The organism is Pseudonocardia wallangbongensis (assembly GCF_054486945.1).
Map to the genome: position 1 here is coordinate 270,993 of NZ_JBRERS010000004.1, position 18,691 is coordinate 289,683.

15 protein-coding genes are annotated in these 18,691 nt (G+C 71.5%); 9 read left to right on the forward strand and 6 right to left on the reverse strand.

Features of this window, described 5'->3' with window-relative positions; all coding sequences use genetic code 11:
• Window positions 1-86: 86 nt before the first annotated feature.
• The 4 genes from ACU436_RS16425 to ACU436_RS16440 form a co-directional block, all read right to left on the reverse strand.
• Window positions 87-920, reverse strand: a complete 834-nt coding sequence (locus ACU436_RS16425; RefSeq protein ID WP_459026143.1) for a carbohydrate ABC transporter permease — start codon at window positions 918-920, stop codon at window positions 87-89.
• 10 nt (window positions 921-930) lie between these two features.
• Window positions 931-1,806 (reverse strand): carbohydrate ABC transporter permease, encoded by an 876-nt coding sequence (locus tag ACU436_RS16430; RefSeq protein ID WP_459027012.1) that lies wholly within the window; start codon window positions 1,804-1,806, stop codon window positions 931-933.
• A 140-nt stretch (window positions 1,807-1,946) separates the two neighbouring features.
• On the reverse strand, window positions 1,947-3,236 hold the full coding sequence (locus ACU436_RS16435) for an ABC transporter substrate-binding protein (protein ID WP_459026145.1): 1,290 nt from the start codon (window positions 3,234-3,236) through the stop codon (window positions 1,947-1,949).
• Between the two features lie 133 nt (window positions 3,237-3,369).
• Complete coding sequence (locus tag ACU436_RS16440) at window positions 3,370-6,408, reverse strand: alpha-mannosidase (protein ID WP_459026147.1); 3,039 nt, start codon at window positions 6,406-6,408, stop codon at window positions 3,370-3,372.
• A gap of 132 nt (window positions 6,409-6,540) precedes the next feature.
• Between ACU436_RS16440 and ACU436_RS16445 the strand changes: the two genes are divergently transcribed.
• Entirely contained in the window at window positions 6,541-7,599 is a 1,059-nt protein-coding gene (locus ACU436_RS16445) for a PhoH family protein (RefSeq protein WP_459026149.1), read from the forward strand.
• A gap of 876 nt (window positions 7,600-8,475) precedes the next feature.
• On the opposite strand, the gene ACU436_RS16450 is transcribed toward ACU436_RS16445, so the two are convergent.
• Entirely contained in the window at window positions 8,476-9,360 is an 885-nt protein-coding gene (locus ACU436_RS16450) for an IclR family transcriptional regulator (RefSeq protein WP_459026151.1), read from the reverse strand.
• A 40-nt stretch (window positions 9,361-9,400) separates the two neighbouring features.
• Here ACU436_RS16450 and ACU436_RS16455 point away from each other — a divergent pair, with 40 nt between their 5' ends.
• The 6 genes from ACU436_RS16455 to ACU436_RS16480 are packed head-to-tail and all read left to right on the forward strand — an operon-like array spanning window position 9,401 to window position 15,383.
• The gene (locus ACU436_RS16455) at window positions 9,401-10,615 is read left to right on the forward strand and encodes a CaiB/BaiF CoA transferase family protein (protein WP_459026153.1); all 1,215 of its coding nucleotides are present in this window, start codon (window positions 9,401-9,403) and stop codon (window positions 10,613-10,615) included.
• Between the two features lie 3 nt (window positions 10,616-10,618).
• A complete protein-coding gene (locus tag ACU436_RS16460; protein WP_459026155.1) occupies window positions 10,619-11,407 on the forward strand; it encodes an enoyl-CoA hydratase-related protein in 789 nt (262 codons plus the stop codon).
• A 58-nt stretch (window positions 11,408-11,465) separates the two neighbouring features.
• Window positions 11,466-12,434 carry a Bug family tripartite tricarboxylate transporter substrate binding protein gene (locus ACU436_RS16465; protein WP_459026157.1) on the forward strand — a complete coding sequence of 323 codons (969 nt, stop codon included), beginning with the start codon at window positions 11,466-11,468 and terminating at the stop codon, window positions 12,432-12,434.
• Window positions 12,431-12,955, forward strand: coding sequence for a tripartite tricarboxylate transporter TctB family protein (locus ACU436_RS16470; RefSeq protein WP_459026159.1), 525 nt, complete (start codon window positions 12,431-12,433; stop codon window positions 12,953-12,955). The genes ACU436_RS16465 and ACU436_RS16470 overlap by 4 nt, the downstream gene beginning before the upstream one ends.
• Window positions 12,956-12,974: 19 nt before the next feature.
• Window positions 12,975-14,522 (forward strand): tripartite tricarboxylate transporter permease, encoded by a 1,548-nt coding sequence (locus ACU436_RS16475; protein WP_459026161.1) that lies wholly within the window; start codon window positions 12,975-12,977, stop codon window positions 14,520-14,522.
• A 24-nt stretch (window positions 14,523-14,546) separates the two neighbouring features.
• Window positions 14,547-15,383: a fumarylacetoacetate hydrolase family protein gene (locus ACU436_RS16480; RefSeq protein ID WP_459026162.1), complete on the forward strand. Its 837-nt coding sequence runs from the start codon at window positions 14,547-14,549 to the stop codon at window positions 15,381-15,383.
• An 81-nt stretch (window positions 15,384-15,464) separates the two neighbouring features.
• Here ACU436_RS16480 and ACU436_RS16485 read toward each other — a convergent pair whose 3' ends face one another.
• On the reverse strand, window positions 15,465-16,697 hold the full coding sequence (locus tag ACU436_RS16485) for a D-arabinono-1,4-lactone oxidase (protein ID WP_459026164.1): 1,233 nt from the start codon (window positions 16,695-16,697) through the stop codon (window positions 15,465-15,467).
• Window positions 16,698-16,770: 73 nt separating this feature from the next.
• Between ACU436_RS16485 and ybeY the strand changes: the two genes are divergently transcribed.
• Together ybeY and ACU436_RS16495 are read left to right on the forward strand one after the other, a co-directional pair.
• The gene (ybeY, locus tag ACU436_RS16490; protein WP_459026166.1) at window positions 16,771-17,307 is read left to right on the forward strand and encodes an rRNA maturation RNase YbeY; all 537 of its coding nucleotides are present in this window, start codon (window positions 16,771-16,773) and stop codon (window positions 17,305-17,307) included.
• Between the two features lie 5 nt (window positions 17,308-17,312).
• Entirely contained in the window at window positions 17,313-18,668 is a 1,356-nt protein-coding gene (locus tag ACU436_RS16495) for a hemolysin family protein (RefSeq protein ID WP_459026168.1), read from the forward strand.
• Window positions 18,669-18,691 lie beyond the last annotated feature (23 nt).

Consider the following 18,691-nt stretch of genomic DNA (forward strand, 5'->3'; position numbering starts at 1 on the left):
CCCTGATCGTTCCGAGATCCGGCTCGGGGCCCGCGGAGGGCGTTCGCCGCGATGCCGGAGCGATCACTCGTCCACGCCGGCGGGGATCAGCCCTTGATCCCCGACTCCGCGACGCCCTGCACGAGGTAGCGCTGCAGGAAGACGAACACCAGTACCAGCGGCACGATCGAGATCAGCGCGGCCATGAACACCTGGTGCAGGTTGATCGTCTGCGCGGTCATCAACGTCGAGAGCGAGACCTGCACCGTCCACATGTCCTGGTCCTGCCCGACGACCAGCGGCCAGAGGAACTGGTTCCACGACTGGATGACCGTGATGACCGAGATGGCGGCGAAGAAGCTCAACGAGTTGGGCACCACGATCCGCCAGAAGACGCCGAGGTAGCCGAGGCCGTCGATGCGCCCGGCCTCCTCCAGCTCGCGCGGGAAGTTGAGGAAGTACTGGCGGAAGAGGAACGCGGTGAACCCGCTGAACAGCACCGGGACGATGATCCCCTGGTAGGAGTTCACCCAGCCCAGCCGCGACACGATGATGAAGCTCGGCACGAACGTCACCGCGGGCGGCACCATCAGCGTCAGCAGCACCGCGTAGAAGATCGGGGTGGCGAACCGGAACGGGATGCGGGCCAGCGCGTACCCGGCCATCGCCGAGAGCACCACGGTGCCGACGGTCTGTGCCACCGCGATGAACGCCGAGTTGAACAGGGTGCGCGCGAAGTTCCCCGACGTCTCCTCGAAGACCTCGGCGATGTTGCCCCACTGCAGCGAGCCGGGGAAGATCGTCCAGTCGACGCCGGTGATCTCCTTGTCGGTCGCGAGCGCGTTGCGCAGCATCAGGTAGAACGGCACCAGGAACAGCACGGTCGCGACGACCAGAGCGGCGTACCGCGCCACGGTGCCGGGGACGCTCGTCTGCCTCATGTCTCGGGCCTCATGTCTCGGGCCTCCCGAACCCGTAGACGCGGTTCTGCACCAGCGTCACCAGCACGATCAGGGCGGCGAGGATCATGGCGCCCGCGCTGCCGTGGCCGTAGTCCTGGTTGCCCTGCGCGGTGTAGTAGAGGTAGACGAGTGGCGGCCGGGCGAGCGAGCTGTTGCCCAGCAGGTTGTAGAACTCGTCGAAGGCCTGGTAGGCCGCGATCAGGTTGAGCAGCAGCACCGCCACCGACGTCGTCCGCAGCTGCGGCAGGGTGATGTGGCGGAACGTCTGCCACCCCGCCTTGGCGCCGTCGACGTACGCGGCCTCGTAGAGCTCGGGCGAGATCCGCTGCAGCCCGGCGAGGAACAGGATGATGTAGAAGCCGAGCTGGAGCCACAGCCGGACGGTGGCGATCACGAGCCAGTACCACGGCGGGCTCACCGACGACAACCACGCGATGTTGTCCACACCGAACAGCGAGAGCACCTGGTTGGCCAGCCCGAAGCGGACGCCGTTGAAGATGGACAGCTTCCAGACGAGCGACGCGACGACGTAGGAGCACGCGGTGGGCAGGAAGAAGGCCGACCGGAAGAAGGCCCGCGCGACGGTGATCTGGTTCAGCAGGACCGCGAGCAGCAGCGCCAGCACGAACGTGATCGGCACGATGATCGCGGCGAAGATCGTGAACGTCCACAGGCTGTCCAGGAACGGCCCGGGCGACAGCAGGTCGATGTAGTTCTGGATGCCGATGAACTCGCGGGGCTCCACCGTGTTCTGCGCCCGGTTGAAGCTGAGGACGAAGCTCCACGCGATCGGCAGGTAGACGAACAGGACCAGCCCGGCGAGGAACGGCCCCATGAAGAGCCAGAACGCGGGCGTCGCCCCCATGCTCCCGCGGCGACGCGGCCGGGTGCCGGCCGGCCGCGCCGCCGCGGGCGGAGTCTGGACCGCTGTCACGCAACCTCCTCGCTGGTGCTCGTCGGCTGCGCTCCAGCTGCGGCTGTGCTGTGTCCGATGGTGAGCTCCGCTCACGCCGCGAGGCGGGCCAGCTCGGCCTCGACCGCCTGCTGCGCCTTGCCGAGCTCGGCGTCGATGTCGCCACCCGCACGCACGATCGCGGTGGCGGCATCGGCGAATGCCGACTTCATCTTCGGGGTCCACATCGGGTTCCGGGCCACCGCGGACTCGTTGAAGATGCGCAGCGCCTCGGCCGCCACCCCTTCCTGCAGTTTCTGGGCACGGGAGGCGAGGCTCTTGCGGGGCGGGATGTGGAAGCCGTAGTTGAGGTTGAAGTCCTCCTGAGCTTCGGCGTTGTCGATCCACAGCCACCTGGTGAAGTCCTTGGCCATGTCGACGTCCTGCGCCTTGGCGCTGACCATGGAGGTCCAGCCACCGAGGAACGTGGACGGCTTGCCGACGGTGGCGCTCAGCGCCGGCCAGGGCACGATGCCGAAGTCGTCGCCCAGCGCCTCCTGGATCTTCGGCATCGCCCACAGTCCGCACCACTGCATGGCGGTGAGCTCCTGGGTGAAGGCCGAGGGGTCCCAGTAGTCGGTGGGCGCTCCGAGCAGGAGCGACCCGCTGTCGGCGAGCTCCCGCAGCTTCCGGAAGGAGTCCTTGGCCTCGGGGGTGGTGAACCCGACCTGGTTGTCCGCGGTGAGGTTGGCCGTGCCGGCCGCCCACAGCACGGGATCGAGCATCGCGCCGCCCCCGAACGCCGGGGTGACGCCGGCGTCGTTGCCGATGAACAGGCCCTTGACGCCGCCCCGGTCGAGCGCGCGCGACGCATCGATCAGCTCGTCCATCGTCGTGGGCGGCTGCACGCCGGCCGCCGCCAGCAGGCTCTTCCGGTAGTAGATGAACCCGGTGTCGTCGACGACCTTCACGCCGTAGATGGCCCCGTCGAGCGACGTGGCCGTGATGTCGACGGCGGTGTAGTCGTCGCGCACCGGCCCGACGATGTCGTCGAGCGGGACGACCTGCCCGCTGCGGACCATGTCCACGTTGAACTCGCCGTACTCGAACACGTCGGGACCGCTGTCGGACAGCAGCCCCGAGGCGAGCTTCGAGTTGTAGTCACCCGGCGTCCACTGCACCTCGACGGTGGCCGGCTCGTAGCCCTCGGCGTACCGCTTCACGGCCTGCTCGGTGCCCGACTCGCCGTAGAGGTGGTACCACTGCTTGAGGGTCGGCCTGCCGCCACCGGACCCGCTCCCGCTGTCGAGCCCACCGCTGTCGCCGCCGCAGGCGGCCAGCGCGCCACCCAGGCCGAGGGCGCCGGCGAGCGACAGGAACGTGCGCCGAGTGGAGAGCGGCATATTCGGCAAATCGGATTTTCCCGCAGGCATGCTGGCCTCTCGTCGTCGGTGACGGGATGGACGGAAAGCCCTTACTCGGCGGACGCTATGGCCCGGATCACACGGGTGTCAATGACGGATGAGCATCAGTTGTTCATGGACGGTGGAACCGGAGCGTGGCGATCCGGAACGGGCGCAGGTCGAGCCGTGTGCCGTCGGTGGAGAGGGAGACCGGCTCCGGGAGGGGCCGCTCCAGGAGATCGGTCTCGACCACGCCCGAGTGCTCGAAGCCGGCCGTGATCCGGGCGCTCGCCCGCCCGCCGTGCGCCTCGTACAGCCGGACCACGACGTCGCCGCTGCCGTCCTCGGCCAGCTTCACGGCCTCGACGACGACCGCGGGGGAGTCGACGGTCACCAGCGGTGCGATCGGCGAGCCGCCCGGGACGGTGCGCAGCGGCAGGTTCAGGCGGTAGCCCTCGGCCACCGCGTCCCCGATCGTCGCGCCGGCGCGCAGGGACACGCGCAGCCGGTGCTCGCCCTGGTCGGCGGTGGGGTCGGGGAAGAGCGGCGCGCGCAGCAGCGACAGCCGCACGACCGTGGTCGTGCCGCCGTCCGCACGGGTCGACCTGGTGACGTCGTGGCCGTAGGTCGAGTCGTTCGCGACGGCCACCCCGTAGCCGGGCTCGCCGACGTGCACCCAGCGGTGGGCGACGGTCTCGAAACGGGCGGCGTCCCACGAGGTGTTGGTGTGGATCGGCCGGTGCAGGTGGCCGAACTGGATCTCCGACGTCGCGCGTTCCGCGTGCACGTCGACGGGGAAGGCGAGCTTGAGCAGCTTCTGCCGCTCGTGCCAGTCGACGTGCGTGTCGATGTCGATCGCCGCCGAACCGGCGTCGAGGGACACCACCTGCGTGACCGTCGACGCGCCCGCCTTGCGCACGATCCGCACGGAGGCCCGTTCCGGCCCGCGGTCGACGACCGCCAGTTCGGCGACGTCGGTGAGGTCGCGGCCGTGGCGGCGGTAGTGCTCGTCGATGTCCCACGCGTCCCACTGGGTCGGGGTGTCGCGGTGCAGCTGCAGCAGGTTCGCCGCCGCGCCGGGCGGCACGAGCTCGCGCTCGGCGGCCAGGTCGTACACCGAGGTGAGCAGGCCGCGGGCATCGATCACCGCTCGCACGATGCCGTTGTCCAGGGTCGTCCCCGCCGCTCCGGGCTCGACCACAACAGGCCGTGCGTGGATACGAGTGCCGTAGCGCTCGTTTCCACTCACGACCCCGCCGAGCGCGGGGGCGCCGTCTCGCGCGTACGGGCCCGCGTTCACGACGACCTCGCCGTGCCCGTCGCCGGCGAGCGCGGCGAGCGAGCGGGCGATGACGGTTTCGAGGTCCTCGGCGACCCGGGCGTAGTTGCGCTCGGCCTCCTGGTGCACCCAGGCGATCGAGGTGCCCGGCAGGATGTCGTGGAACTGCTGCAGCAGCACGGTGTGCCAGCAGCGCTCCAGCACGTCGGCGGGGTAGGGCAGGCCGGCCCGGACGGCCGCGGTGGTGGCCCACAGCTCCGCCTCGCGCAGCAGGTGCTCGCTGCGGCGGTTGCCGCGCTTGGTGCGGGCCTGCGACGTGTAGGTGCCGCGGTGGAACTCCAGGTACAGCTCGCCGGACCACACCGGCGGGCGCGGGTACTCCGCCTCGGCCGTGGAGAAGAACTCGGCGGGCGTCGTCATCCGGACGGCCGGCGATCCCTCCAGGGACTTCGTGCGCGCGGCCGCGGCGAGCATCTCGCGGGTGGGCCCGCCGCCGCCGTCGCCCCAGCCGAACGGCACGAGCGAGGTGTTGGCACGTCCCTTCTCGGCGTACTGGCGCTGGGCGCGGGCCAGCTCGCGCTGCGACAGCTCGGAGTTGTAGGTGTCCACGGGCGGGAAGTGCGTGAACACCTGGGTGCCGTCGATGCCCTCCCAGCGGAACGTGTGGTGGGGCATCACGTTCGTCTCGTTCCAGGAGATCTTCTGGGTGAGGAACCAGCGGGAGCCGGCGGCCGTGATGATCTGGGGGAGCGCGGCGGAGTAGCCGAAGGAGTCGGGCAGCCACACCTCGGGGGGCTCCACGCCCAGCTGCTCCATGAAGAACCGCTTGCCGGCCACGAACTGGCGGGCGAGTGCCTCGGAGCCGGGCATGTTGGTGTCGGACTCGACCCACATCCCGCCGACCGGCACGAACCGGCCCTCGGCCACCCGCTGCTTGACGCGCTCGAAGAGTTCCGGCTGGTGCTCCTGCAGCCACGCGTACTGCTGGGCCGACGACGCGGCGAACACGAACTCGTCGTCGGTGTCCATCAGGTCGAGGACGTTCGCGAACGTCCGTGCCACCTTGCGGACGGTCTCGCGCACCGGCCACAGCCACGCCGAGTCGATGTGGGCGTGCCCGACGGCGTGTACCCGGTGCGCGCTCGGCCACGCCGGGCTCGCCAGCACGCCGGCCAGCTCGGCCCGGCCCTGCCCGGCGGTGCCCGCCACGTCGTCGGGGTCGACGGCGTCGACGGCCCGCTCCAGCGCGCGCAGCACCTCGGCGCGCCGCGGCAGGTCCGCGGGCAGCTCGGTGACCAGCCCGGACAGTGTCCAGAAGTCCTGAGCCAGCTCCCAGACCGGGACGTCGAGCAGCGCGATGTCGGCGGCGACGAGCCGGTAGAGCGGGTCGTCGCCCGCCGTGGCGAGGTCGCCCATCCGCGTGGGGGCGTACGTCCAGCCGCTCGCGACGCCGGGGTTGGACGCCGCCTCCACGTACAGGTCGACCACGGATCCCGGGCCGCCCGGGAGCGGGACCTGCGCGTTGCGCGGCTCGACGGCCGCGACCACGACGCCGTCCGGGGTGTAGGCGAGCCCCTCGGACTGGAAGCCGGGCTGCACGCCGGCGAACCCGAGGTCGACGGCGAGCTCGGGACGGGTGCCCGGGTCGGTCCAGCCCGCCGGCACCGTGCCGGTGACGTGGAACCACACCGTGCCCCACGGCCGGCCCCACGGGGAGCCCACCGCGAACGGGGTGAACTCCTGCCGCACCGCCTCGGCGAACGGCACGGGTTCGCCCGGTGCCGTCCACGCGGTCACCTCGAGCGGCACCCGCTCCCGGTGCATCGCCGGGACGAGTCGCTCGCGGACGAACCGCGCGACCCGCTGCTGGACCAGCTCGGAGTCGTCGTGCATGTGTTAAATCCAATCGGTGGACTAAATGCGCTGTCAAGGGTCGCGGCCCGAAACGGCGGGCGTTTCGTCGGTCTCCCGCGGTAGCATCGACGCAGTCCCACGAGCAGAGACAGGAAGCAGGCGGCACACCCCTTGACCCATCCGGATCCCGTCCAGTCCCGCATGGCCGTTCCGGACGCCGCTCTGCTCGCGCTGCTGGGCTCGCGCGACGAGAGCCTGCGCGTCGCCGAGGACATGCTCGAGGCCGACGTCCACGTCCGTGGCAACGAGCTCACCCTCACCGGGACCCCGCCCGATGTGGCCTTCGCCGAGCGCGTCTTCACCGAGCTGATCATGCTGGCCGAGCGCGGCCAGCAGGTCTCGCCCGACGCCGTCCGGCGCACCGTCGAGATGCTCGGCGACGGACAGGCCGACGAGCGCGCCCGCATCGGGGAGTCGCCCGCCGAGGTGCTGTCGCTCGACATCCTGTCGCGGCGCGGCAAGACGATCCGGCCCAAGACGCTCAACCAGAAGCGCTACGTCGACGCGATCGACGCCCACACCATCGTCTTCGGCATCGGCCCCGCCGGCACCGGCAAGACGTACCTGGCGATGGCCAAGGCCGTGCAGGCGCTGCAGGCCAAGCTGGTCAACCGGATCATCCTCACCCGCCCGGCCGTCGAGGCGGGGGAGCGGCTGGGCTACCTGCCGGGCACGCTCTACGAGAAGATCGACCCGTACCTGCGGCCGCTGTACGACGCGCTGCACGACATGATCGACCCGGAGTCGATCCCGAAGCTGATCGCCGCCGGCACCATCGAGGTGGCGCCGCTGGCGTACATGCGCGGTCGCTCGCTCAACGACGCCTTCATCATCCTCGACGAGGCGCAGAACACCACGCCCGAGCAGATGAAGATGTTCCTCACCCGCCTCGGCTTCGGCTCGAAGATCGTCGTCACCGGCGACATCACGCAGGTCGACCTGCCCGGCGGCACCCGCTCCGGGCTCACCATCGTCCGCGACATCCTCGGCGACGTCGACGACATCCACTTCGGGCAGCTCACCAGCAAGGACGTGGTGCGCCACCGGCTGGTGTCCGACATCGTCGACGCCTACGCGAGGTGGGACGCGGCGGGCGAGCGCCCCAACCTCCGCGCGGCGGCGCCCCGCAACGGCCCGCCCCAGGACCAGCGCCGCCGGGGTCGCCGCTGACCCGTACGAACGGCACTCTCGTCCGACAAGTTCGGACGAGAGTGCCGTTCGTGCAGCGGAAGCATGCCCTGGAGTGCAGAGGGGCCGGGGCTCGCGCGGTCGGCGCCTGTGATCGATCCGAGATGTTGCAACCGGCCCTCGCGGTGGCGATCAGCGTGGTCTCGTAGCGATCAAGGTCGCTTGATCGGTCCGAGTTGCGGCGGATCGCCTTGTCCGGGGCGCTGAGCCGCATCCCACAGTGATCATGTCGACTCCTTGGGTGTTGGATCCGGGACCCCGTGGGATCTATCTGATCATGAAACGGGCGGCTTGGCGCGCCGTCCCCGACACCCCGCGCCGGACGGCCACCCCGCGGCTCCCGGCCTCCCGTGCGGTCCACCTGCCCGCAGCGACCCTCACCTCTGTGAGGTGGCCGGGTGGGCGGAACTACCGAACCCGTGGTGACGTGGACGGCCGTCCCCGACGCGGGGGCACGCCCGTCCTGGACGAGACCGTCACTGCCGGGTGCCCACGCAACTATCCGGTGGTCCCGACCCGTGACCGCAGGTGACTACGCGCAGTCGACCTGCTCCCGAGGTGAGTGCTCGTACGCTGGTCCGGGAGGTAAGACGAGCATCTCGCAGCGTGCCCACAGGATCGGTGGTTCTCCCACCTGGCCCTGTTCGTACCGCCGCGCGCAACGCGCCGCGCGCCCGCTCGTGCACCCCACGCGAATCAAACGAGGGCCACCCGGACCTACCCGATCACATCTCCGACCGGCCAACGCGAGGGCCTTCGCGAATCGCGCCAACACCACCCACTCGCGGCCGCCGCTGACCTGTACGAACGGCACTCTCGTCCAATAGGGCGGTACGAGAGTGCCGTTCGTGCAACGGGTCAGGCTCCCCCGCCCGCTGCCTCCACCGTGCGGGCCACCGCCTCCGTCGTCGCGCCCAGGGTCTCCGAGACCTCCCACGCCACCGCCTTCACGCGTTCGCCGAGCTCGGCCGCTCGGCGGTCGTCCATCCGCACCTCGGGCACCGAGGTGCCGAGGGCGCCGACCACGGCGCCGGTGTGGTCGAAGAGCGGGGCCGCGACGGCGCGGATGCCCGGGTACCGCTCCGCGTACGAGTCGGCCCAGCCGCGGGCGCGGATCGTGGCGAGCTGCGCGCGTAGCTCGTCGGGGTCGGTGATCGTCCGGGGCGTCGCGGCCGGGATCGGCTGGGAGAGCCAGCGCTCCTGCCGGTCGGGCGGCAGCATCGCGAGGATCGCCTTGCCCGGTGCGCCGTGCGGCAGGGCGAGCGGCACGCCGATGTCGGTGTAGGTGCGCCGCAGCTCCTGGTGGCTCTCCACCTGGTCGACGACGGCGCGCTCGTCGGTGGGCAGCAGCTCGTGGACGGCGACGGTCTCGTCGATCTCGTCCCGCAGCACGCGCATCAGCGGCAGCGCCGTGTCGCGCAGCGTGGTGGGGACGGCCCCGCTGCGGGCGAGCTGGACGAGCAGCGGGCCGAGCCCGTAGCGGCGGCCGGGGGCCTGGCGCACCAGGCTGTTGTTCTGCATCGCGGCGAGCAGCCGGTGGGTGGTGCTCGTCGACAGGCCGGTCATCCGGGCGATCTCGCTGATGCCCAGCTCGGGGCGGCGCGCGTCGAAGCAGCGCAGGATCGCGACGGCCCGGTCGATCGACTGGACGCCGGCCCGCGTGGGGGCTTCCGCTGCGTCCGCCACCGCTCCTCCGCTGCCCGAGCCCTTGACCAGGGCCGAGTCGAATCGTACTGTTTCCACAACGCGGGATGATATCCCGTGATACGGGAAAGGCGGTACGGTGCTCCCGCTCGACGGATTCCGCGTCCTCGACCTGACCCGGTTCCTGTCCGGGCCCTACTGCACGATGGTGTTGGCCGAGCTCGGCGCCGACGTGATCAAGGTCGAGCAGCCGGTCACCGGTGACGACTCCCGCCGGCTCGCGCCGAAGGTGGAGGGGGAGAGCTACCCCTTCGCGATGCCCAACCGGAGCAAGCGCAGCATCTCGCTCGACCTCAAGACCGACCGCGGGCGTGAGCTCTTCCTGCGCCTCGCCGCCGACGCCGACCTGGTGATCGAGAACTTCCGGCCGGGCGTGGTGCGCCGCCTCGGCATCGACTACGCGGCCGTGCGGGCCGTGCGGCCGGACATCATCTACTGCTCGATCAGCGGGTTCGGGCAGACCGGGCCGTACCGGGACCGGCCGGGCTTCGACATCATGGCCCAGGGCGCGACCGGCCTGATGCGGATGACCGGCGAGCCGGGCGGCCGCCCGGCCAAGGTCGGCATCGCGATCAACGACATCGCCGCGGGCGCCACCGCGATCTACTCCGTGCTCGCGGCGCAGATCCAGCGGGGCCAGACCGGCGAGGGGCAACACCTGGACATCTCGCTGGTCGACGCCGGCCTGGCGTGGACGGTGTGGGAGTCGGGCGCCTGGTTCGGCGGGGGAGAGGAACCCGCGGCGACGGGCACCCGGCACCGGCGCTCCACGCCGTACCAGGCGTACCGCACCGCCGACGGCTACGTCACGGTCGGCGCCAACAACGACCGGCTCTGGAAGCGCCTGGTCACCGGCGTGCTCGACCGGCCGGAGTGGCTCACCGACCCCCGGTTCGCGACGCTGACCGACCGGATGGCGCACATCGACGAGCTCGAGATCGAGATCGAGCGGCTCACCACCACCCGCACCACCGAGGAGTGGATCAAGCGCCTCGACCGGGCCGGCGTGCCGGGTGGCCCCGTGCTCACCTACGCCGAGGCGCTCGACGACCCGCACGTCATCGAGCGCGGCATGGTCGTCGAGCAGGAGCACCCGATCATGGGGCCGATGCGCACGATCGCGCCGCCCACCAAGTTCTCCGCGCTCGACTTCCGGGTCCGCGGCCCCGCGCCATGGCTCGGGCAGCACACCGCGCAGGTGCTGCGCGACAGCGGCATCGGCGACGACGAGGTGGCCGAGCTGTTCGCGAGCGGAGTCGCCTACGACGCCCACCCCGAAAGGCAGGCTTCCTGACCCATGTCCGACCAGATCCTGATCGATCGTGAGGGGCCCGACGGCGTCGCCACCGTGGTGCTCAACCGGCCGCAGAGCCACAACGCGATCACCATCGACATGTACCGGGAGCTGCCCGGCCTGCTCGCAGGGCTCGACGCCGACCCGGACGTCAAGGTCGTGGTGCTCAGGGGAGCGGGGCAGAAGTCCTTCGCCTCCGGGGCCGACATCGCGGAGTTCGAGCGGGAGCGCGGCGACGCCGAGCGCGCCCGCCGCTACAACGAGCACGTCGCCGCCGCCGAGCGCGCGCTCGACGGCATGGTGAAGCCGACGATCGCGATGGTGCACGGCTACTGCATCGGCGGCGGCGCCGGCCTGGCGCTGGCCTGTGACCTGCGCTTCGCCGACGACCGCGCCCGCTTCGCGATCACCCCGGCCAAGCTCGGCCTCGTCTACAGCCTCGAGTCCACCCGGCGGATCGTCGAGCTCGCCGGGCCGTCGCGCGCCACCTGGATCCTCGTCTCGGGCCAGCAGATCCCCGCCGATCGCGCCGTCGCGCTCGGGCTGTTCGACGAGGTCCTGCCCACCGACGAGCTCGCCGCCACGACGTACGGGTTCGCCGAGATCGTCACCACGCGCGCGCAGTACAGCGTGCGGAAGGGCAAGGAGATGGTCCGGCGGGTCGTGGCGGGCCAGCTCACCGACGACGCGGAGACCATCGCGATCCGCAGCGGGTCGTTCGACACCGGTGACTACGCCGAGGGCGTGCGCGCGTTCCTGGAGAAGCGCCCGCCCCGGTTCACGTGGACATGACGAAGCCCAGCACGTAGAGCCCCGCACTCCGGCACCGTCGCCGGGAAGGGAGACCGCCATGTTTCTCCGAAGGGCACTCGCCGCGGCCGCCGTGGTGGTCCTGGCCGGCTGCTCCGGCGCAGGGACCACCGAGTCGCCGGAGCAGTACCCGTCGCAGGACCTGGACTGGACGATCGCCTTCGGGCCGGGCGGCGGGAACGACATCATGGCCCGCGCCATCGTGGACATCCTGAAGAAGCACGAGCTCTACCCGCACGACATCGTCGTCGAGAACCGGGAGGGCGGCAGCGGAGCCACGGGGTGGGGGCACGTCCTCAGCGACGCCGGCAGCGGCTACTCGATCTCGACGACGTCCGGCTCGTTCATCACCACGCCGTTGCAGGCCGACACGGGCTGGCAGCCGCAGGACTTCACGCCGGTCGGGCTCTTCGCCACCGACGACGCGCTCTTCCTGGTGCCCGGCACGAGCCCGGTCACCGACTGGGCGGGCTGGGTGGAGCACGCGCGGGGGAAGGGGAGCGTGGTCGTCGGCGGGATCGGCACCGTCAACGTCGACTTCATCATCCAGGCGATGCTCGCCGACCAGGCCGGCTACGCGATCGAGTACGTGCCGTTCAACGACGAGGGGCAGATGCAGACGGCCATGCTGTCCGGCAGCCTCGAGGCGATCATCTCCAACCCGGGCACGGTGCTGGGGCAGGTGCAGGCCGGCCAGCTGCGGGCGCTGCTCACGACGGCGGCCGAGCCCCTGCCGGAGATCGCGAACGTGCCCACCGACGAGTCGCTCGGGTTCACCGGGCTCCCGTCGATGCCCCGCGGGCTGATCCTCCCGCCGGACGCTCCCGAGTACGCGCAGCAGTGGTGGATCACGACGATGAAGCGGGTCGTCGAGACGCAGGAGTGGAAGGACTACGTCGCCAGCAACCACCTGTCGCAGGACCTGCGCTGGGGCCCGGACTTCTCCTCGTACCTCGACAAGACGCAGGCCGACTTCAAGCGCATCCTCACCGAGCGCGGCGCGCTGTGACGGCTGTGGAGTCCGGAGCCGTCCCGGTGGCGGCGAACCGCCGGTGGAAGGTCGGCGCGCGGACGGTGTTCTTCGGGATCCTGCTCGTGGTCTTCGCCTGCTACGTCCAGCTCGCGCTCGGGATGGAGTGGCGGACCGCGGCGGGACGGATCGGGCCCGGGTTCTTCCCCCGCATCATCGGCGGGGTCGGGGTCGTCCTCACGGTCGTGGCGCTGGTGCGCAGCGTGCGCCGCGCCGAGCCCGAGACCGAGTCCGAGACGGAGACCGACGGGCCCGACCTCGGCCGGCACCCGCGGACGATGGCGATCGTCGTCGGGGCCAGCGTGGCCCTCGCCGCCGTGTTCACGGTGCTCGGGGCGGTCGTCGCCGGGGCGCTGTTCCTGCTGGGCTGCCTGTGGCTGCTCAACCGCGAGCACCCGGTGCTGAACGCCGTGCTCGGTGTCGGGCTGGCCGTCGGGCTGTACCTGCTCTTCCAGACGCTGCTGAACGCAGGACTGCCCGCCGGCGTGCTGCCGTTCTAGACCGCAGGGGGACGACACCGTGGACGTCTTCGTCGATCTCGGCCAGGGGATCCTGGCCCTGCTGACCGTGCAGAACGTGCTGCTGCTCGCGGCCGGCGTGATGATCGGGATGGTCGTCGGGGTGATCCCCGGCCTCGGTCCGTCGGCCGGCCTCGCGATCCTCCTGCCGCTCACGTTCAGCCTCGACCCGACCGGCGCCATCATCATGCTGGCCGCGGTCTACTACGGCGCGATGTACGGCGGCACGATCACGTCGGTGCTGATCAACACGCCGGGGGAGTCGGCCACCGTCGCCAGCACGTTCGACGGGTACCCGCTGGCCCGGCAGGGCCGGGCCGGCCCCGCGCTGGTGATGGCCGCCGTCGCCTCGTTCGTCGCCGGCACCGTGGGCGCGGTGCTCATCAGCATCGCCGCCCCGGTCACCGCGGCGGTGGCGAGCAGCTTCGGCCCGCCGGAGCTGTTCCTGGTGGTCATCGCCGGTCTGCTCACGCTCATCGTGGTCATCGGCCGCAACTGGCTGCTCGGGGCGCTGTCCGCGCTCATCGGGTTCGCACTCGCGACGGTAGGCGTCGACATCGGCGGCGGGGCGCAGCGCTACACGTTCGGCTCCACCGAGCTGATCAACGGGATCGACTTCATCCCGGTCGCCATCGGCCTGTTCGGCATCGGCGAGATCCTGCACACCCTCTGGCGCGGCGGGCACCTCGAGCGGCTCGGCTACTTCGCGGTGGGCGCGGGCAGCCGAGGGTTCTGGCCCGACCGGCGGGACTTCCGGGAGTCCCGCGGCCCGATCCTGCGCGGCTCGTTCCTCGGGTTCGCCGTCGGCACCGCGCCCGGAGCGGGCGCCACGGTGGCCTCGCTGATGTCCTACACACTGGAGAAGTCGGTCTCGCGCACGCCGGAGCGGTTCGGGAAGGGCGCGATGGCCGGGCTCGCCGGGCCGGAGGCGGCGAACAACGCCGCGTCCGCGGGGGCGATGGTGCCGCTGCTGACGCTGGGCATCCCGGGGTCGGCGTCCACCGCGGTGCTGATCGGCGGCTTCCTGATGTGGGGGCTGCAGCCGGGGCCGCTGCTCATGGAGCAGAACCCGGAGTTCGCCTGGGGCCTCATCGCCAGCATGTACCTGGGCAACGTGATGTTGCTGCTGGTCAACGTCTTCTGCATCCCGGTCTTCGCGAGCATCGCCCGCGTCCCGTTCCGCATGCTGGCCCCCGTGATCATCCTGCTCTGCGTCGCCGGGACGTACTCGGTGAACGGCAGCATCATCGAGGTCGGGATCATGCTGGGCTGCGGCGTGCTCGGGTTCTTCATGCGCCGGTACGGCATGTCGCCCGCGGCGCTGGTGATCGCGCTGGTGCTCGGGCCGCTCGCCGAGGAGACCCTCCGGCAGACGATGATCATCTCCGGCGGCGACTTCACGATCTTCGTGCAGCGCACGACGAGCCTGGTGCTCCTCATCGTGATCGCGGTCCTCGTGCTGCTGCCGACGGTGCTGCCCCGCATCCGGAAGGCGATCTCGGCGAGGTTGGCGGAGGTCGGCCGCCGCAAGGCCCGTACCGTGGCCTGACTACCACCGCAGGAGAGGACCAGCATGCGTCTGGCGAGCATCCGTGTCGACGGGACCGAGATCCCGGCCGTGGTCGACCCGGCCCGCGGGGTCGCCCGCGTGCCCGACCTGCTCCCGGGGTTCGACGGCGACGTCCGGGCCGTCCTCACCGGGGAACGCGTCGCCGAGCTCGCGAAGACCGTCGAGTCCGCCGCCGACGCGCAGTTCGTGCCGGAGTCGTCGGTGGCGTTCGGGGCGCCGTACCGGCACCCGCGGCTGATCTGGGGCATCGGGCTGAACTACGTCGACCACGCCGCCGACCTGTCCGAGCAGGTGCCCGAGGAGCCGGCGTCGTTCGTCAAGGGCGACCACACGGTGATCGGCCCGGGCGAGGAGATCCCGATCCCGCCGCAGAGCTCGCGCACCACCGCGGAGGGCGAGCTGGCGCTCGTGATCGGCCGCTACTGCCGCAACGTGAGCGAGGCCGACGCGCTCGACCACGTCTTCGGCGTCACCACCGTGCTCGACCAGACCGCCGAGGACATCCTGGAGCGCAACCCGCGCTTCCTCACCCGGTCCAAGAACTTCCCGGGCTTCTTCTCGTTCGGGCCGCAGATCGTGCCGCTCGCGGAGGTGGGCGACCTCGCCGACGTCGAGGTCAGCACGGTCCTGGACGGCGCCGTGCACCGCAGCAACACCGTCGCGCGGATGCGCTACTCCCCGCAGTTCCTGGTGAGCTTCCACAGCGCGGTGATGCCCCTGTACCCCGGCGACATCATCGCCACCGGCACCCCGGGTGCGGTGCAGATCCGCCCCGGCACGGTGGCGGAGTGCCGCATCCCCGGGGTGGGAATCCTGACGAACCCGGTGGTGCAGGGGTAGGCCCCGCCCCGGGTTCAGGAAAGCCACATTCATGAACCTGCAGTACAGGAATGTGGCTTTCCTGAACTTCTCCGGGGCGCGTCAGCGGGGCAGGTAGGCCTCCAGCATCGCGTTGCGGAACTTGCCCTCCGGGTCGTGCTTCAGCGTGAGGTCGGCGAAGTCGGCCAGGTGCGGCCAGAGCGACGCGACCGTGGCCGGCGTCGTCCCGAACACCTTGCCCCAGTGCGGGCGGGTGCCGAACTCGGCGAGCGCCGTCTCCAGCGCGGCCACCGCGGGCAGCACGGCCTCGGTGTCGGGCACCCAGGTGAAGTGCAGGGCCGCGGAGTCGCGACCCTGCGCGGGGGAGATCCACAGGTCGTCCGCGGCCACCGTGCGGATCTCCGAGACCTGCAGCACCGGCCGCAGGTGGTCGCGGACGCCGTCGATCGCGCGCAGGGCGTCGGCGAGGGCGGCGCGGGGCACGAAGTACTCCGACTGCAGTTCCTCCCCGCTGCTCGGGGTGAACGCGAGCCGGAAGTGCGGCAGCCGCTCGTGCCATGGCCCGGGCTCGCCCAGCTGGGCCGTGCAGTGCTGCGGGTCCACCCCGGGCACCATGTGCACCGGCGCCGCGGCCCGCGTCGCGCCGAGCCAGCGGACGGGCGGCTCGGGGTCGGTGTCGAGCTGCTTGAGCCAGACCTGCTCGACGCCCGCGCCCGCCCAGTGCGTGAACAGGCTGACGCTGTAGCCGCCCCCGAGGGCCTCCTCGGCGTCCTCGAGCGCGAGGCCCTCGTAGACCCACTGCCGGATGCCGAACGTGGGACGCAGGTCCAGCGTGAGCGCCGTGGCGATCCCGAGCGCGCCGAGCGACACGACCGAGCCGGGGAACTCCGGGTCGCCGCGGCGGACGGTGCGCAGCTCGCCGTCGACACCCACCAGCTCGACGGCGGAGACGGCCGTGGCGAGCGCGCCGTTGGCCTGCCCGGACCCGTGGGTGCCGGTGGCGCAGGCGCCGGCCACGGCGATGTGGGGGAGCGAACCCAGGTTGGGCAGGGCGAATCCCGCCTCGTGCAACCGTCCGGTGAACTCGCCGTAGCGCAGGCCCGCCGAGACGCGGGCCGTGGACGCGGCGGTGTCGATCTCGACGACGGGCGGGAGCCCGGCGAGCGTGACGTGTTCGCCGTCGGTGTCGGCGATCCGGCTGAACGAGTGCCCGGAACCGAGCGCCCGGACCCGGTCGCTCCGGGCCACCAGCTCCTGCAGCCGCGCCACCGAATCGGGGCGGTGGACCTCCCGCGAGGAGAAGACGACGTTGCCGGCCCAGTTCGCGGTCACCATGGAGGCGAACCTACCCACCCGGGTCGACGGTCTAGGCTGGTTGTCCGGTAAGCGAGTGGAGCAGGGGAAACACGTGTCGATCGAGGTGTGCAACGAGTCGGGCGTGCCCGTCGACGAGTCGCTGCTGGCCTCGGTGGCGCGCTTCTCCCTCGATGCGATGCACGTCAACCCCGCCGCGGAGCTGTCGATCCTCGTCGTGACCGAGGAGGTCATGAGCGAGCTGCACGAGCGCTGGATGGACGAGCCCGGGCCCACCGACGTCCTGTCGTTCCCGATGGACGAGCTGGCCGAGGAGTCCCGCCGCCCCGACGCCCCCGACACCGGGCCCGCGCTGCTCGGCGACATCGTGCTCTGCCCGGACTTCGCCAAGGCGCAGGCCCAGAAGGCCGGTCACCCGCTCGCCGACGAGCTGCACCTGCTCACCGTGCACGGCGTGCTGCACCTCCTCGGGTACGACCACGCCGAGCCGGAGCAGGAGCGGGAGATGTTCGGCCTGCAGGCCAAGCTGCTCTCCGACTGGCGGGCCGCGCGCGAGAAGGTCGCCGCCGAGGCCGCGCGGCAGCGGAGCGACTCCGCGGTGCTCGGCACCGCGGGCCTCGAGGATTCCTGAGCCCGGTGGACGGCACCCTGCCGCTGATCGTCACCGCGGTCCTGCTGGTCCCGCTCGCCGGGCTGTTCGCCGCCGCCGACGCGGCCCTCAACACGGTGTCGCGGGCCCGGGTCGACGCGCTCGTGCGCGCGGGCCGACCCGGCTCGCGCGCGCTCGCCGTCGTCGCCGCCGACCGCCCGCGGCACGTCAACCTGCTCCTGCTGCTGCGGCTGGCCGCCGAGACGGGCGCCACCGTGCTGCTGGCGATCGCGCTGATCCAGATCTTCGACCGCGACTGGGCGGGCGGGCTCACGGCGGCCGCGATCATGGTCGTGGTGAGCTACGTGCTCATCGGCGTCGGCCCCCGCACGCTCGGCCGCCAGCACCCGTACCGGATCGGGATGCTGGTCGCCGCCCCCGTGCGGGCGCTCGCGACGCTGCTGGGGCCGCTCACGAAGCTGCTGATCCTGGTCGGCAACGCGATCACGCCGGGGCAGGGCTTCCGCCAGGGTCCGTTCTCCTCCGAGGTGGAGCTGCGCGAGCTCGTCGACATGGCCAGCACCAGCGGCGTCGTCGACGAGGACGAGCGGCAGATGATCCACTCGGTGTTCGAGCTGGGTGACACGATCGTGCGCGAGGTGATGGTGCCGCGGCCGGACGTCGTGTGGACCCTTCGGGACACGCCGGTGGACAAGGTGCTGCGGCTCGCCCTGAAGAGCGGCTACTCGCGCATCCCGGTGCTCGGCGAGAACATCGACGACATCATCGGTGTCACCTACCTCAAGGACCTCGTGCGCGCGCAGGTCGAGCAGCCGGACGCCCCGCTGGTCGACGTCATGCGACCCGCGGCGCTCGTGCCCGACACCAAGCGCGTGGACGAGCTGCTGAAGGAGATGCAGGCCGCACGCAACCACATGGCGATCGTGGTGGACGAGTACGGCGGCACCGCGGGAGTCGTGACGATCGAGGACATCCTCGAGGAGATCGTCGGCGAGATCACCGACGAGTACGACACCGCGGAGGTGCCCGACGTCCAGGAGCTGGACGAGGGGCGCCTGCGGGTGTCGGCGCGCCTCCCGGTGGAGGACCTCCTCGAGCTCTTCGCCGGCCCCGACGGCGTCGACGGGCAGGAGGACGACCTCGGCGAGGTGTTGGCGGCCGCCGACGTCGACACGGTCGGCGGGCTGCTCGCCCAGCAGCTCGGCCGGGTTCCGCTGCCCGGCGCCGAGACCGAGGTGGCCGGCCTGCGGCTACTGGCCGAGGGTGGCAAGGACGCCCGCGGTCGCGTGCGGATCAACACGGTGCTGGTGGAGCCCGTCGAACAACCGGCGCCCGACGAGGACGGCGCCCGGCGGGAGGAGAGCGATGCCCGTTCCGGGTGACCCCGTCGTCGAGACCCTTCGTC

Bases quoted from the DNA above. Each gene is read 5' to 3' on its own strand.
- ACU436_RS16440 (WP_459026147.1), bottom strand. From the start codon at position 6,408: ATGCACGACGACTCCGAGCTGGTCCAGCAGCGGGTCGCGCGGTTCGTC.
- ACU436_RS16465 (WP_459026157.1), top strand. From the start codon at position 11,466: ATGTTTCTCCGAAGGGCACTCGCCGCGGCCGCCGTGGTGGTCCTGGCC.
- ACU436_RS16485 (WP_459026164.1), bottom strand. From the start codon at position 16,697: ATGGTGACCGCGAACTGGGCCGGCAACGTCGTCTTCTCCTCGCGGGAG.
- ACU436_RS16425 (WP_459026143.1), bottom strand. From the start codon at position 920: ATGAGGCAGACGAGCGTCCCCGGCACCGTGGCGCGGTACGCCGCTCTG.
- ACU436_RS16460 (WP_459026155.1), top strand. From the start codon at position 10,619: ATGTCCGACCAGATCCTGATCGATCGTGAGGGGCCCGACGGCGTCGCC.
- ACU436_RS16435 (WP_459026145.1), bottom strand. From the start codon at position 3,236: ATGCCGCTCTCCACTCGGCGCACGTTCCTGTCGCTCGCCGGCGCCCTC.
- ACU436_RS16480 (WP_459026162.1), top strand. From the start codon at position 14,547: ATGCGTCTGGCGAGCATCCGTGTCGACGGGACCGAGATCCCGGCCGTG.
- ACU436_RS16430 (WP_459027012.1), bottom strand. From the start codon at position 1,806: ATGGGGGCGACGCCCGCGTTCTGGCTCTTCATGGGGCCGTTCCTCGCC.